The organism is Polaromonas sp. P5_D5, assembly GCF_054049435.1.
On record NZ_JBFUMJ010000003.1, the window covers coordinates 211,240 to 225,263 of the forward strand.

The 14,024-nt window shown below is 63.4% G+C and carries 13 protein-coding genes; 5 read left to right on the plus strand and 8 right to left on the minus strand.

The window, feature by feature from the left end:
• Nucleotides 1–176: 176 nt before the first annotated feature.
• Both ACXJKE_RS13770 and ACXJKE_RS13775 read left to right on the plus strand, forming a co-directional pair.
• Nucleotides 177–998 (plus strand): IclR family transcriptional regulator, encoded by an 822-nt coding sequence (locus tag ACXJKE_RS13770; protein WP_457281164.1) that lies wholly within the window; start codon nucleotides 177–179, stop codon nucleotides 996–998.
• 50 nt (nucleotides 999–1,048) lie between these two features.
• Nucleotides 1,049–1,327: a hypothetical protein gene (locus ACXJKE_RS13775; RefSeq protein ID WP_457281165.1), complete on the plus strand. Its 279-nt coding sequence runs from the start codon at nucleotides 1,049–1,051 to the stop codon at nucleotides 1,325–1,327.
• An 11-nt stretch (nucleotides 1,328–1,338) separates the two neighbouring features.
• Here ACXJKE_RS13775 and ACXJKE_RS13780 read toward each other — a convergent pair whose 3' ends face one another.
• Nucleotides 1,339–2,253 (minus strand): LysR family transcriptional regulator, encoded by a 915-nt coding sequence (locus tag ACXJKE_RS13780; protein ID WP_457281166.1) that lies wholly within the window; start codon nucleotides 2,251–2,253, stop codon nucleotides 1,339–1,341.
• Between the two features lie 81 nt (nucleotides 2,254–2,334).
• Here ACXJKE_RS13780 and ACXJKE_RS13785 point away from each other — a divergent pair, with 81 nt between their 5' ends.
• The 3 genes from ACXJKE_RS13785 to amaB are packed head-to-tail and all read left to right on the plus strand — an operon-like array spanning nucleotide 2,335 to nucleotide 6,112.
• On the plus strand, nucleotides 2,335–3,363 hold the full coding sequence (locus ACXJKE_RS13785) for a 2-oxoadipate dioxygenase/decarboxylase family protein (RefSeq protein ID WP_457281167.1): 1,029 nt from the start codon (nucleotides 2,335–2,337) through the stop codon (nucleotides 3,361–3,363).
• Complete coding sequence (locus ACXJKE_RS13790) at nucleotides 3,360–4,604, plus strand: aminotransferase-like domain-containing protein (RefSeq protein WP_457281168.1); 1,245 nt, start codon at nucleotides 3,360–3,362, stop codon at nucleotides 4,602–4,604. The genes ACXJKE_RS13785 and ACXJKE_RS13790 overlap by 4 nt, the downstream gene beginning before the upstream one ends.
• A complete protein-coding gene (amaB, locus tag ACXJKE_RS13795) occupies nucleotides 4,601–6,112 on the plus strand; it encodes an L-piperidine-6-carboxylate dehydrogenase (protein WP_457281169.1) in 1,512 nt (503 codons plus the stop codon). The genes ACXJKE_RS13790 and amaB overlap by 4 nt, the downstream gene beginning before the upstream one ends.
• 172 nt (nucleotides 6,113–6,284) lie before the next feature.
• On the opposite strand, the gene ACXJKE_RS13800 is transcribed toward amaB, so the two are convergent.
• The 7 genes from ACXJKE_RS13800 to ACXJKE_RS13830 form a co-directional block, all read right to left on the minus strand.
• Entirely contained in the window at nucleotides 6,285–7,082 is a 798-nt protein-coding gene (locus ACXJKE_RS13800) for an enoyl-CoA hydratase (protein ID WP_457281170.1), read from the minus strand.
• A 56-nt stretch (nucleotides 7,083–7,138) separates the two neighbouring features.
• Entirely contained in the window at nucleotides 7,139–7,963 is an 825-nt protein-coding gene (locus ACXJKE_RS13805) for an acyl-CoA thioesterase (protein WP_457281171.1), read from the minus strand.
• A 28-nt stretch (nucleotides 7,964–7,991) separates the two neighbouring features.
• A complete protein-coding gene (locus tag ACXJKE_RS13810) occupies nucleotides 7,992–8,870 on the minus strand; it encodes an alpha/beta hydrolase family protein (RefSeq protein ID WP_457281172.1) in 879 nt (292 codons plus the stop codon).
• A gap of 43 nt (nucleotides 8,871–8,913) precedes the next feature.
• Nucleotides 8,914–9,771 (minus strand): alpha/beta hydrolase family protein, encoded by an 858-nt coding sequence (locus ACXJKE_RS13815; RefSeq protein ID WP_457281173.1) that lies wholly within the window; start codon nucleotides 9,769–9,771, stop codon nucleotides 8,914–8,916.
• Nucleotides 9,772–9,861: 90 nt separating this feature from the next.
• Nucleotides 9,862–11,061, minus strand: a complete 1,200-nt coding sequence (locus ACXJKE_RS13820) for an acetyl-CoA C-acyltransferase (protein ID WP_457281174.1) — start codon at nucleotides 11,059–11,061, stop codon at nucleotides 9,862–9,864.
• 23 nt (nucleotides 11,062–11,084) lie between these two features.
• Complete coding sequence (locus tag ACXJKE_RS13825) at nucleotides 11,085–11,591, minus strand: DUF4442 domain-containing protein (protein WP_457281645.1); 507 nt, start codon at nucleotides 11,589–11,591, stop codon at nucleotides 11,085–11,087.
• 17 nt (nucleotides 11,592–11,608) lie between these two features.
• Nucleotides 11,609–14,023, minus strand: coding sequence for a 3-hydroxyacyl-CoA dehydrogenase/enoyl-CoA hydratase family protein (locus ACXJKE_RS13830; protein ID WP_457281175.1), 2,415 nt, complete (start codon nucleotides 14,021–14,023; stop codon nucleotides 11,609–11,611).
• Nucleotide 14,024: the final 1 nt, after the last annotated feature.

Sequence of the window (14,024 nt, forward strand, 5' to 3'; positions counted from 1 at the left end):
GCGCCGCACAGACAAACGACGTGCAAAACGATGACACCCTGATGACTTCATGCTATGGCATCCTATAAAAAATCGTCAATAGGTTATTCCATATAGAGATATCTTTATTTGATTTATTCCGTTTAATGGAATTTATATACACTTAATGCCATACTGATTCCGCCAAAGGAGACGCCATGAAAGATGAAGACAATAGCTCCAGCAGCGTGCAGCGCGCCTTTTCCATCATCCGGGCACTGGCGGCCACGCAGGCCAAGGGTGGGCGCATCACACACATCGCCAAAGCCACGGGTCTCACGCAGGCCACCACGCACCGCATCCTGCAAAGCCTGGTGGCCGAGCGTGTGGTGGAGCAGGAAACAGGCTCAAAGCTGTATCGCCTGAGCATTGATTTTTTTGCACTGGCCGCGCAGGCAGGTAACACCATGGACCTGCGCAGCCTGTGCCGGCCTTCAATGCTGCGGCTGTGCGCCAGCCTGGGTGACACCATCTTTTTGCTGGTGCGCAGCGGCTTTGACGCCGTCTGCCTGGATCGCAGCGAAGGCCCGTTTCCCATCCGCTCTTTCACCGGCGACATCGGCGGTCGCGTGGCGCTGGGCATGGGCCAGGGCGGTCTGGCCATCCTGGCTTTCTTGCCCGAGACAGAGCGTGAAGAAGTGATCCGCTACAACCTGCCGCGTGTGCGCGAGTTCGGTGTGTACGACGAGGTGTATCTGCGCACCGAGATTGAGCGCGTGCGCGAGCTTGGCTACGCCGGGCGCAACACCAACCTGCTCGACGGCATGGCCGGCGTCGGTGTGCCGGTGCTGGACCGCGAAGGCCGCGCCGTCGCCGCGCTCAGCGTGGGCACGATCTCGTCACGCCTGAGCCCCGATCGCCTGCCCACGGTGGTGGAGCTGCTCAAGCGCGAAGCCACGGCCATCAGTGCGCAGATCAATCCGTTTGACAGCACGCTGCGGCGGCCGGCGCAGAGCCTGGCTCCAGCGGACAGCACCTGAGACACTCACACAACGACAATTTTTCTGCCAGGCTTAAAAGAAGGAGCCCCATGGACAACGAACTCGCCAAGAAGCAACGCGCGGGCTTTTCGGTCAAAGAGCGCGCCATTGCAAAACTGGGAATCGCAGCGATTTCGTTTTGCCTGGCCTGGATGGAATGGCTCACGCCTTCCGTTCCGCCCTTTACCGGCAAGTGGGCCTGGACAAAGATCTGGGCCTTCGAAGTGATGGGGCCGCGCGGAATTATCGGCATCTGGATGGCACTGGGGACGCTCATGCTGGCTCTGGGCCTTGTACAGCTATGGAACTCAGGAAAAAGCGTCGACTGAGGCACGCGGGATCAAGGCAAAGAAATCGCCTGCTCGCGCAACCAGCCGCGCAGCTGCACCAACGGCCGCCAACTGGTTTTCTGTGAAGGCCAGACCAGGTAGTAGGCAAAGTCAGAGCTCAGCGAAAGATCAAAGGGCACAGCCAGCGTGCCGTCGGCGATGTCGTCGGCCACCAGAAAGCGCGGCAGCACCGCCAGCCCCAGCCCGGCCTTCACTGCCTGCGCGATCATGGAAAAGAGTTCGTATTTGGGGCCCGTGCCTGCGCCTTGCGCGTCGTCAATGCCGGCCAGCTGGAACCAGTCGCGCCAGGCATGCGGGCGCGTGCTCTGGTGGATGAGGGTGAACTTCAGAACATCGGCGGGGCGGCGCAGTTGCCGCTTTTTCATGAGCGCCGGGCTGCACACCACCACGCTGTCTTCACCCATCAGGTATTCAGACTCGGTACCGGGCCAGTCGGGCCGGCCGTAATGGATGGCAGCGTCCAGCCCCGTCAGTGAAAAATCAAAAGGCTGCAGGCGCGTGGCCAGGTTCAGCGTCACATGCGGGTGCGCTTTCAAAAAAGACGGCATGCGCGGGATCAGCCACTTGGTGGCAAAGGTGGGCACCACGCCCAGCTCCAGCGTGCCGCCCTCGCCTTTGGAGGACACCAGGTCCAGCATGGCGGCCTCGAGTGAATCCAGCGCGGGGCTGACACGCGCCAGCAACGAGCGGCCGGCGTCCGTCAGTTCCAGCTGGCGAGGCAGGCGCAGGAAAAGGCTCACGTCCAGATCCTGCTCGAGGCCCAGAATCTGGTGGCTGACCGCGCTCTGGCTCACCGAGAGGTCTTGTGCCGCCAGCGTAAAGCTGCCGCGATGGGCCGCCGCTTCAAAGGCCAGCAGGGCCTGGGTGGATGGGATTTTTCGGCGCATCGCATGAATATATCTCATGGCTCCATCGAAATACATCCTTTGTGCGTGGCGCTGAAACTGCCGAAAATCCGGCTTTCACCTGCCAATTACACGACTGATATGACCCATCTTAAGAAGCTCCTCGCCTGCTGCCTGCCAGCCGAAGCCGTCAAAAATATCCATGAACAGATGTACGTTCACCCGTCGCTACAGCAAGCCGCTTCGGGCATCGTCACCCGGGCCGAGTTGGCCCAGGCGCTGAACATGGCGCTGTTTCACGGCCTGGTGCAGCGTGTGCCGGCCGGGCAGGACTATATCGCCAGCGACGTGGTGGCGCAAAAGCGCCAGGTGGTGTTTGACCACGGCGCGCTGCGTACCGTGCGCTGGGCCAGCGGCGCCCTGCCCGCGGGCGAAGCGGCCTTCACCCGCGTGCTGCGCCCGCTGGGTTTTGAACTGCAGGGCACCTACCCGCTGCCGCGCCTGAAGATGACCGGCCGCGCCTACAGCCACCGCGATTTTCCTGAGGACATCGCGCAGTTTTTTGTGTCTGAACTGCACCCCGAGCAGTTCTCCACGCCCTTCCAGTCGGCCGTGACACGCGTGCTGTCGACCTCGCGCGATCCACTGGGCCCGCAGGACGTGGCCGACCTGGAGCAGCTCACACGCGATGGCATGCTGCCCCTGGCACTGGCACTGCGCTTGCTGCCACAGCTGCTGCAATGCTTTGACCGCCAGCACGGCGTGTTTGGCATGGACGACTATGAATTGCTGCTGGCCGAATCCGCCGAGATGGCGTGGATTGCCACCGAAGGCAATGCCTTCAACCATGCCACCGACCGTGTAAGTGACGTGGACGCGGTGGCCGAACGCCAGCGCGCGCTGGGCCGGCCCATCAAGGACAAGGTCGAGGTGTCGGCCAGCGGGCGTGTGCGGCAGACGGCCTTCCGTGCGGCCACGGTGCAGCGCGAGTTCATCACCGCGCAGGGCCGCGTCACGCGCGACGTGCCGGGATCCTTCTATGAATTCATCACACGTGATGCACTGATACCCATCGCAGCAAACGACCCCGTGCAGGCGCCGCGGCTGGACCTGGCCTTTGACGCCGGCAACGCCACCGGCATTTTCGGCATGACGGCTGCACGCGCATGAGCGCTGTGCGTGCGCTGTACGCGCAGGCCAGCGGCTCACCGATACGCGCCATGCTGGCACTGGCCGGCCAGGAGGGCATGATTTCGCTGGCCGGCGGGCACCCCGATCCGGCCCTGCTGCCTGCCGACTGGCTGCGTGAATCGCTGCAGGACGTGACCGGCAAACTGCAAGGCCGCAACCTGCAGTACGGCGCTACCGAAGGCCTGCCCGAGCTGCGTGAAGCCAGCGCGGCCCTGCTCACACACCGCGGACTGGCGGCCAAGGCGAGCGAGTTGCTCATTACCACCGGTTCGCAGCAGGCCATCGATTTGTTGGCCCGCGTACTCATCGAACCGGGCGAAGGCATCGCGGTCGAGTCGTTTAACTATCCTGCGGCACTGCAGGCTTTTCGTTTTGCGGGCGCGCGGCTGATTGAAGTCCCAACCGACGCACAGGGCATGGATATCGACCGGCTCGAATCCATTCTGCAGGCCGAACGCCCGCGCGTGCTGTATGTGGTGCCCAACTTTGCCAACCCGACCGGCGCCGTGATGCCGCTGGCGCGGCGCGTGCGCCTGCTCGAACTGGCCGCGCAATACGGCGTGACCTTGATGGAAGACGACCCGTATGGTGAGTTGTGGTTTGGCGAGGCGCCGCCACCTCCGCTCGCACAACTCAACCAGCAGGCCGGCTCGCCCGCGCAGGTCGCCTACATGACCAGCTACTCCAAAGTGGTGGCCCCTGCCCTTCGCCTGGGTGTGCTCCTCGCACCGGCGGACATTCTGCGCGCGGTGGTGCTGGCCAAGCAGGCGGCCGACGTGCACAGCGGTTCGCTGGAGCAGCTCACGCTGGCGACCATGCTGGGCTCCTACCGCCTCGCGTCGCACCTGGCCTCGCTGCGCACAGCCTACGCGGCCAAAGGCGCCACGCTGGCCAACGCCTTGCGCGCGCATGCCGGCGGGTTGCTCGAATTCGATGCGCCGCAAGGCGGCATGTTTGTCTGGGCACGACTGCGCAGGGACTTGCCCCTGTTGCCGACAAAAGATTGGGTGGACTTCGGGCTTCGGCATCGAGTGCTGGTAGTACCAGGCGCCGCCTTCAGCATCAGCAACGCCGCACAACCCTGGTTGCGTTTGAGTTTTGCCAACCCATCACAGGCCGCGCTGCAGCAAGGCGCCGAGCGCCTGGGCCGCGGGCTGCAAAGCCTCGCCACCCACACAGCTTCCGATTTCAGGACAACCCACGAAAGGACTTCCGCATGAGTCACTCCAGCGACGTTTCATCCCTCTTTAAAACCCTGGGCGTCAACGCCGACCTCGGCAGCAAGGCGTCCGCGGCCATCGAAGTGGTCACTCCCATCGATGGCAGCCTCCTGGCGCGCGTAGCCATCCACAGCGCCAACGAAGTCGACAGCGCACTGAACGGCGCACACCAGCGTTTCATAGCCTGGCGCAATGTGCCCGCACCCAAACGCGGTGAACTGGTGCGCGCTTTTGGCGAAACCGTGCGCCGCCACAAGGCAGAGCTGGGCCGGCTGATCTCGCTGGAGACCGGCAAGATTTTGCAGGAAGGCCTGGGCGAGGTGCAGGAAGTCATCGACATCTGCGAGTTCGCCGTGGGCCTTTCGCGCCAGCTCTACGGCCTCACGATTGCCAGCGAGCGGCCCGACCACAAGCTGCTGGAAACCTGGCACCCCGTGGGCGTGGTCGGCATCATCTCGGCCTTCAACTTCCCGATGGCGGTGTTTGCCTGGAACGCCGCGCTGGCGATGGTATGCGGCAACACGCTGGCCTGGAAGCCGTCAGAGAAAACACCGCTGTCGGCCATCGCCCTCAACGGCCTCCTGCTGCAAACGGCGAAAGACCTCGGCCTGGCCACCGAAGGACTGAGCGAGCTGCTGATCGGCGAGCGCGCCACCGGCGAGGTGCTGGTCAAGCACCCGCATGTGAAGCTGGTGAGCGCCACCGGCTCCACCGCCATGGGCAAGAACGTGGCGATTGCCTGCGCCGGCCTTTTCAAACGCTCGCTGCTGGAGCTGGGCGGCAACAACGCGGCCATCGTCTGCCCGTCGGCAAATCTGGAGCTGGTGGTGCGCGGCGCAGCCTTTGCTGCCGCCGGCACTGCGGGCCAACGCTGCACAAGCCTGCGCCGCCTGATCGTTCACCGCTCGATCTACCCGGAGCTGGTCAAACGCCTCGTCGCCGTGTTTGAACGCCTGCCCATCGGCAACCCCCTGAAAGACGGCACGCTGGTCGGCCCGTTGATCGATGGCCGCGCATTTGACGCCATGCAAGCGGCCCTGGGCGAAGCGAAGAAGCTGGGCGCCACCGTGCATTTTGGTGAGCGCCAACCAGGCGACGGCACAGCCCACTATGTGCGACCTGCCATTGTGGAGTTGAAGGAGCAGGCCGGCCCGATGTTGCACGAAACCTTCGCGCCAATTTTGTACGTCGTGCCTTACGATACTTTTGACGAAGCCATTGCACTAAACAACGCCGTGGTTCATGGCTTGTCATCGGCGGTCTTCACGCAGGACCTGCGCGAGGCCGAGCAGTTCACCTCTGCGCGCGGCTCCGATTGCGGCATTGCCAACGTCAACATCGGCACCAGCGGCGCAGAAATCGGCGGCGCCTTTGGTGGCGAGAAAGAAACCGGTGGCGGGCGCGAGTCGGGATCGGATTCGTGGAAGGCGTATATGCGCCGCGCGACCAATACCGTCAACTACGGCAGCAGCTTGCCGCTGGCGCAGGGAATCCGCTTCGAGATTTGAGGCGTCATACAACTGCTATCTTTTTAGTAGCTTCTTGCGCCCGTTATATAAGCCCTAAAGGCCGATTTCACACAAAATTATCGAACCCAAGGTACCGTGAACCGCAATGCCGAAATTCGGGCGGGGGCTATTGACACCGGCCTGCTTCGCAGTAGCCCTTCGGGCACAGGCTTCAGACTGCGCTGAAGTCTGGCCGGCGCTTTTCCATAAAGGCGGTGAAGGCTTCGCGCGCAGCGGGTTCGCCCAGCATGCGGCCGAAACTTGCACCTTCTTCAGCCATGCGCTCTGCCACCACGGTGGCGTTGCCTTTTTTCATGAGGCGCTTGGTTTCCATCAGTGCACTGAGTGGTTTGGCCACCAGCTTTTGCGCCTGCCGCTGTGCCAGCGCATTGGCCTCGGCGGGCGGCACGATGCGGTTGATCAGGCCGATCTCAAGTGCTGTTTCGGCGGTGAAGGGCTCGCCCAGCAGCAGTGCCTCGGCGGCACGCGGGTAGCCCATTAGCTGCGGTACCAGAAAGCTCGACGCGGCTTCAGGGCACAGGCCCAGGTTGACGAAGGGCATGGAAAATGCAGCATTGTCCCCGGCGTAGACCAGGTCGCAGTGCAGCAGCAGCGTGGTGCCTATGCCGACCGCGGGGCCGCACACAGCGGCTATCAGCGGTTTGGGAAAGCTGCTGATGCCGCGCAGGAAACGGAAAACCGGCGAATCGGGCGTTGAAGGCGGCTTGTTAAGGAAGTCGCCGATGTCGTTGCCGGCGGAAAAAATGGTTTCATGTCCCTGGATCACCACCACACGAACAGCCGCATCATGGTGGGCCGACTCCAGTGCATCGGCCATGGCGCCATACATGGCCGAAGTGATGGAATTTTTTTTGTCCACACGGTTGAGCGTGATGGTCATCACGCCTGCATCGACGTGGCTCAGGATTTCGGGAATGCTGCCGGTGGAAATGGGGGTAGGAGTGTTCATATGTTTTCCGTTAAGACGCAAGTGTAGGGGCCAGCCATGCATGCTGTCCTGCGGGCCTATTCTTTGTAATAAACAACCTGCGTGCTGGTAGCCAGCAACACTCCGGCTTCGCTCCACAGCTGCGCAGTCTGGTCAAAAAAGCCGTTGCGAAAGGCCTGGGCCCGGGCCTGGCCCAGCAAGAAGCCGTCGCCGCATTGCGCTAGCTGTCGGCTGTCCGCATGGAAGTAAGTGGTGATGGAAACCGTACCTGCGGGCACGCGCGTGGCGCGGCGCAGCCAAACACGCGGGTAGAACACGTCAGACATGGCCGCCAGCGCCGGGAAATCGAGCGGGCGCGGCGGGTCGTCGCGCACCCATAGCTGCGTGAGGCTGTCTACGCCGCTGCCGTCCCAAACGTGCGGAATCGCGCCGCGCACCGGCCGCATGTCGTAGCGGTTGGTCCATGCGGATGTTGAAAATCGCAGCCGGTCCGCAGCGTCGGCCAGCGTGACCGCGGGCATGGGCGTGTCGTTGAGGCTCCAGGTCTCGCGCCGCACGGCCGTGACGGCTGTGGCTGTCATCACGGCACCGGCGACGTCGCCGTCCTGCGACAACTCCACTACCCAATGCTGGGTGGAACGGTTGGTGCGGGCCGGCCTGGCCGTGACGGTGAACGGCCCTTCTGCCATGGCCGCCGCATAGTTCACAGTCAGCGCGATCGGCTCGCCCAACAGCGCCGGGTGCAGCAGGATGGCACGCAGGGCCGTGGCCGCGGTAGTGCCGCCGAAGGGGCCCACCATGTTCCAGTACTCAGGGCTGCTGTGACCCAGCCAGGTGTCGGGCCTGTCGCTGCCGGCAGCTTCCAGCCTGAGCGCGTCGTCAAAAGTATGCGTGCTTGTCATGTCGGCAGGTGTGATGGAGCTTTCCGCTTCAAACCGGGGCTTTGGCGGCACCGGTCATGCCGTCGATGATCTGCTGGGCGCGCGGCCACAAGGTCTGGTTGAACTGTTCGCGGAAGAAGCCAAAATGCCCGATGCGCCTGACCTTGAGGTCTGCCGGTGCGATGCGTTCAAAGCTGCGCGGTGCATTGCTGTACAGGTTGATGAGGTTTTGCGTGCCGCGCCAGGTCATCAGCTCGTCGTCTGTCATGGACAGCGCAGTCACCGGAAAACTGACCCGCCCATAACTCAGCCGTGCGCTTTCTCCCTCGGCCCCCACGCTGTAGTGCGGATCCAGGCACCACTTGCGCCACTGCAGCATCACGCCGGCTGGCAGGTCGCCGACTTTTTTGAGCCTGCGCCCGGGGAAATAACCGCAAAGACGCGTGGCCAAAGGCACCAGCACATACCAGAAGTACAGAATCAGGCGCCTGAGCTGCGGTGCGTTGTCGCGCCAGTAACCGCTTCCTGCCGCAATGCTGACGAGGCCATCGATCTTGTCCTGATTTTTCAGGAAACCCGGCAGCTGCGCACCCAGGCTGTGACCCAGCAGGTAAAGCGGTGTATCCGGCAAGGCTGCCTTGGCGGCATCCACCACAGCCTCATAGTCGGCGGCCCAGTCGAGCAGGTCGGCCTTGAAACCACGCAGGCTGCCGCTGGCGGTGTTGGGCAAGGACTCGCCCGAACCCCGGTAGTCAAAAGTGGTGACGCAAAAGCCCTGGGCAGAAAGCCACTGCGCAAACGGTGCGTAATAGTCTTGCCGCACACCCATGGCGCCACCGATGACCACGCTGGCACGCGCAGGCGAAGAAGGCGCATAAACGCGAGTGGACAGTTGCGCCGTGCCTGAACTGAGGATCTGCATCTGCATCACGTGCTCCTGGAAATGGATGAACTGAAACCGGGCACACGCATCAGGCGTGAAGGTGTTGCACCAGCTGGGGCCAGAAGCTGGCACGCAGCTTGTCGCGAAAGTAGCCGAAGTGGCCTATATGCCTGACACCCAGATTTTCCGGCTCAAGGGTCATGCATTGCACCGGTTCACGTCGCGCACCGAACAAGGCCACAAACCGGTCTGACGACCACTGTGAAAAGACCTCGTCATCGCTTGAGTTGAAGTAGGTGATGGGCGTCTGCACGCGTTCAAAACGTTCACGCTGGTGGGCATCACGCGCCAGGTAGTCCGGATGGCGGCACCAGCGCGTCCATTGCCGCATCACACCTGCGGGAATGTTGCCAACCTTGCGCAGTTTTCTGCCCGGGAAATAACCGAACAACGGTACCAGCAAGGGCGCCCAGATCTGGGTGGCGGCAAACAGGCCCCAACGCGGCACGGCGTTGCGCAGGCGCGGCCAGTAACCGCTGCCGCTGGCAACCAGGACGGCACGCTGAAAGAGGTGAGTGGTTTCGGAGCTGGCAAACAATTGCCCGCCCAGGCTGTGCCCCAGGTAGTAAAGCGGGAGGTCCGGCACGCGTTGCCGCAGGAACCGGGCAGCGGCGCTCACGTCCTGCTGGCCCCAGGTATCGAAGGTGGCATCAGTGGACGCCACGCGCTCACCGCCGGAGGCAAAAGTGCCGCGGTAGTCGAGCGTCAGCACGGTAAAGCCTTGCGCGGCCAACCAGCGGGCGAAGGGCTCGTAATGTTGCTGGGGCGTGGCCATCGCACCGGCCAGCAGTACGCCGCCGCGGGCCTCGCCTCCCGCGGGCTCCGCTGCAAATACCGTCGCTGCCAGCGCCCAGGAGTCCTGGGTCAGAACCGTGATTCGCTCCATCTTCTGTCTCCAGTCAGGAAAAGCCCAGTCTGCCCCGCAGCTGCCATAACCGCTGCCGCAAGCGCGACAGCGGGGCCGCCGCCGACGGCCTTACACGCGCTCGAAAATACCCGCAGCGCCCTGACCCATACCTACGCACATGGTCACCATCCCGTACTTGAGCTGGTGGCGATGCAGCGCATGGATCACGGTCGCGGCGCGGATCGCACCGGTCGCGCCCAGGGGATGGCCCAGCGCGATGGCGCCGCCCATGCGGTTGACCTTGCTGGCATCGAGCTTGAGTGTGTTGATCACCGCCAGCGACTGCGCGGCAAACGCTTCGTTCAGTTCAAACCAGTCGATGTCTTCCTGCTTGAGGCCGGCGTAGCGCAAGGCAGCAGGAATGGCTTCGATCGGGCCTATGCCCATGATCTCGGGCGGCACGCCCTTGGCGGCATAGCTGACAAAGCGGGCCAGCGGCTTCAAGCCGAAGTCCTTGACCGCTTTTTCGCTGGCCAGCACCAGCGCACCCGCGCCGTCGGACGTCTGCGAGCTGTTCCCGGCCGTGACCGAGCCGCGCGCGGCAAACACCGTCTTGAGTTTGGCCAGGCCTTCGAGCGAGGTGTCGGGGCGCGGGCCTTCGTCAAGGCTCACGGTGCGGGTCTTGCTGATAACTTCACCGGTTTCCAGGTTGGCCGTGCGGTCGGTCACTTCAACCGGCGTGATCTCGTTGCTGAACTCGCCGGCCTGCTGCGCCTTGATGGCCTTGAGGTGCGACTCGAGCGCGAACTGGTCCTGCGCCTCGCGCGAAACTTTCCATTGCTGCGCCACCTTTTCGGCCGTCAGGCCCATGCCGTAGGCGATGCCGACGTTCTCGTCGTTCATGAACATATTGGGTGACAGCGAAGGAGAATTGCCGGACATGGGCACCATGCTCATACTCTCGGTGCCGGCGGCGATCATCACGTCGGCCTCGCCCACGCGGATGCGGTCGGCCGCCATCTGGATCGCCGAGAGGCCGGAGGCGCAAAAGCGGTTGACGGTGATGCCGCCCACGCTGGTGGGCAGGCCGGCCAGCACCGCGCCTATGCGCGCCACGTTCAGGCCTTGCGGGCCTTCGGGGATCGCGCAGCCGCAGATGATGTCTTCAATTGCCTTCGGATCGAGCGAAGGCACTTGCGCCAGCGCGGCCTGCAGCGCCTTGACCAGCAGGTCGTCGGGCCGCATATTGCGGAAATAGCCGCGGCCCGAGCGCCCGATGGGCGTGCGGGTGGCGGCGACGATATAGGCTTCCTGGACTTGTTTGGCCATGATGGTTTCCTTCAATTTCTCGGTTAACTTTTCCGCGGGCCGGAGGGAATCCAGGCCCAGACAAATTCGCATTCGACCGGGTTGACGCCGGCTTCATCGGTCACGATGACCGGCACAGTGACTTCACCCTTGTCGCTGGCCTGCATGGCGGCGCGCTGTTCATCGCTCAGCGTGGCCACGGCGCGCAAGGCGCCGGTGGCGCGCTTTTTAAACGCCATCTTCAGTTCCTTGGCCAGCGGGATGCAGTCGTCGCGCACATTCATGCCGACCACCATGCCGGTGGCGGTTTCCGCCAGCAGGTTCATCGCAGAGGCGTGCACGCCGCCAATGTGGTTCTGTACCTTCTTCTCATTCCTGATGCCGATCTCGACCCGGCCTGTGCCCATCTCGAGGAAGTCCAGACCGGCGGTTCCGGTAAAAGGCACAGCGCGGCGCAGCACCACGCTGCGAAACCAGCCGCGCGCAAAGGCCGGCACTTCCTCGAGCCGCTGCAGTTGCCGTGCCAGGCGGTTGGGCTTGTGATCGCTCATGGCGGTTTGGCTGGTCATCAGTTACGAACAGGTTTGCCAGTGCTCATCATTCCCATGATTCGCTCCTGGGTTTTTGGATGCTCAAGAAGAGAGCAGAAAGCTTTGCGCTCCAGGGTCATCAAATACTCTTCCGTCACCAGCGTGCCGGCATCGACGTCCCCGCCGCAGACCACATTCGCGATCAGGCTCGCAATATGGAAGTCGTGCGCGCTGATGAAGCCGCCGTCGCGCATATTGACCAGCTGGCCCTTGATGGTGGCCAGGCCGCTGCGGCCCACCACCGGGAACTGGCGCTTGTGCGGTGCGCGGTAGCCGGAGTTGAACAGCGCGCGCGCTTCATTCAGCGCGACGAACAGCAGCTCGTCCTTGTTCGGCACGATCACGTCGCTGTCGAGCAGGTAACCGATCTTGCGGCTTTCGATGGCACTGGTGCCCACCTTGGCCATCGCGGCGGCCGTGAAGCCTTCGGTGAGGAAAGGCAGGATGTCCTTGTTGGTCGAGGTGCCGGCGTTTTCCGCGGCACGGCGGGCGATGTAGGCCAGGCCACCGGCGCCGGGCACCAGGCCCACACCGACTTCGACGAGGCCGATATAGCTTTCCATCGCGGCGACACGTTTGGCCGAATACACTGCCATTTCGCAACCGCCGCCCAGCGCCAGGCCGCGAATCGCCGACACCACGGGAACCGCCGCGTAGCGCAGCTTGAGCATCACGTTCTGCAGTTCGGCCTCGGCCCCTTCAATCGCCTTGGCGCCGCCCATCATGAAGGCGGGCAGCATGGCTTGCAGGTCGGCGCCGGCAGAGAACATCTCGTCATTCGACCAGATGACCATGCCCTTGTAGCTTTTCTCGGCCAGGTCCACACCCATCGCCAGACCTTCGGCCACGTCCGGGCTGATGGCGTGCATCTTGGTCTTGATGCTGGCGATCAGCACGTCGCCATCCGCACCGTCCAGCGTCCAGAGGCGGATCGCGTCGTCTTCATGCAGCGTGGTGCCTGCCGTCTCAAAAGCAGGTGCCTTGGCACCGAGCACGTCTTCGGGGAAGAACTGGCGCTCATAGACCGGCAGCTTGCGGCGAGGGATGAATTTTTTGGCCGAGGCGCTCCACGAGCCTTCGGCCGTGTGCACGCCACCGGCGTCGGCCACCGGGCCCTTGAACACCCACTCGGGCAGCGGCGCCTTGGACAGCGCCTTGCCTGCATCAATGTCTTCCTGGATCCAGGTAGCGACCTGCTTCCAGCCGGCTTGCTGCCACAACTCGAAGGGGCCTTGCTTGGCGCCAAAGCCCCAGCGCATGGCGAAGTCGATGTCGCGTGCGGTTTCGGCGATGCTTTCCAGGTGCACCGCAGCATAGTGAAACTGGTCGCGCAGGATGGCCCAGAGAAAACGCGCTTCAGCGCCTTCGGCCTCGCGCAAGAGCTTGAGGCGTTCGCCCGCGGGCTTCTTCAGCATGCGACCGACGACTTCATTGGCCTTGGCGCCGGCGGGCACGTATTCCATGCTCTCCGGGTCCAGGCGCAGGATGTCGCGGCCTTGCTTTTTATAGAAGCCGGCGCCGGTCTTCTGGCCCAGGCTTTTGGATTCGAGCAACTTGGCCAGCACGGGCGGCGTGCCGTAGACATCGGAGAACGGGTCTTCGACCTTGCCGGGGCCCAGGTTGTCTTGCAGCGTCTTGATGACGTGGGCCATGGTGTCCAGGCCCACCACGTCGGCGGTGCGGAAGGTGCCCGAGCTCGCGCGGCCCAGCTTCTTGCCGGTGAGGTCGTCGACCACGTCATAGGTCAGACCGAAAGTTTCGGCTTCCTTGATGGTAGCCAGCATGCTGGCGATGCCCACGCGGTTGGCGATGAAGTTGGGTGTGTCGTGGGCACGGATCACGCCCTTGCCCAGCGCGCTGGTGACAAAGGCCTCCAGGTCGTCCAGCACCTTGGGTTCGGTGGTCGGCGTGTTGATCAGCTCCACCAGCGTCATGTAGCGCGGCGGGTTGAAGAAGTGAATGCCGCAAAAGCGCGGCTTGATGGACTCGGGCAGCGCCTCGCTGAGCTTGGTGATGGACAGGCCCGAGGTATTGCTGGCCACGATGGCGCCCTCGGCAATGAAGGGCGCGATCTTGTGGTACAGGTCGGTCTTCCAGTCCATGCGCTCGGCAATCGCCTCGATGATGAGGTCGCACTCCCTGAGCAGCTCCATGTTCTCTTCGTAGTTGGCTTGCTGGATCAGCGCCGCGTCTTCGGGCACACCCAGCGGCGCTGGCTTGAGCTTCTTGAGGCCTTCGACCGCCTTGATGACGATGCCGTTCTTCGGGCCGTCCTTGGCCGCGAGGTCAAACAGCACCACCGGCACCTTGACGTTGACCAGATGGGCGGCGATCTGCGCGCCCATGACACCGGCGCCGAGGACGGCGACTTTTTTGACTTGGAATCGGGACATG

What these genes read in the sequence shown, in the direction of transcription:
- ACXJKE_RS13770 (WP_457281164.1), top strand. Translation starts at nt 177, where the DNA reads ATGAAAGATGAAGACAATAGCTCCAGCAGCGTGCAGCGCGCCTTTTCC.
- ACXJKE_RS13775 (WP_457281165.1), top strand. Translation starts at nt 1,049, where the DNA reads ATGGACAACGAACTCGCCAAGAAGCAACGCGCGGGCTTTTCGGTCAAA.
- ACXJKE_RS13780 (WP_457281166.1), bottom strand. Translation starts at nt 2,253, where the DNA reads ATGAGATATATTCATGCGATGCGCCGAAAAATCCCATCCACCCAGGCC.
- ACXJKE_RS13785 (WP_457281167.1), top strand. Translation starts at nt 2,335, where the DNA reads ATGACCCATCTTAAGAAGCTCCTCGCCTGCTGCCTGCCAGCCGAAGCC.
- ACXJKE_RS13790 (WP_457281168.1), top strand. Translation starts at nt 3,360, where the DNA reads ATGAGCGCTGTGCGTGCGCTGTACGCGCAGGCCAGCGGCTCACCGATA.
- amaB (WP_457281169.1), top strand. Translation starts at nt 4,601, where the DNA reads ATGAGTCACTCCAGCGACGTTTCATCCCTCTTTAAAACCCTGGGCGTC.
- ACXJKE_RS13800 (WP_457281170.1), bottom strand. Translation starts at nt 7,082, where the DNA reads ATGAACACTCCTACCCCCATTTCCACCGGCAGCATTCCCGAAATCCTG.
- ACXJKE_RS13805 (WP_457281171.1), bottom strand. Translation starts at nt 7,963, where the DNA reads ATGACAAGCACGCATACTTTTGACGACGCGCTCAGGCTGGAAGCTGCC.
- ACXJKE_RS13810 (WP_457281172.1), bottom strand. Translation starts at nt 8,870, where the DNA reads ATGCAGATGCAGATCCTCAGTTCAGGCACGGCGCAACTGTCCACTCGC.
- ACXJKE_RS13815 (WP_457281173.1), bottom strand. Translation starts at nt 9,771, where the DNA reads ATGGAGCGAATCACGGTTCTGACCCAGGACTCCTGGGCGCTGGCAGCG.
- ACXJKE_RS13820 (WP_457281174.1), bottom strand. Translation starts at nt 11,061, where the DNA reads ATGGCCAAACAAGTCCAGGAAGCCTATATCGTCGCCGCCACCCGCACG.
- ACXJKE_RS13825 (WP_457281645.1), bottom strand. Translation starts at nt 11,591, where the DNA reads ATGAGCGATCACAAGCCCAACCGCCTGGCACGGCAACTGCAGCGGCTC.
- ACXJKE_RS13830 (WP_457281175.1), bottom strand. Translation starts at nt 14,023, where the DNA reads ATGTCCCGATTCCAAGTCAAAAAAGTCGCCGTCCTCGGCGCCGGTGTC.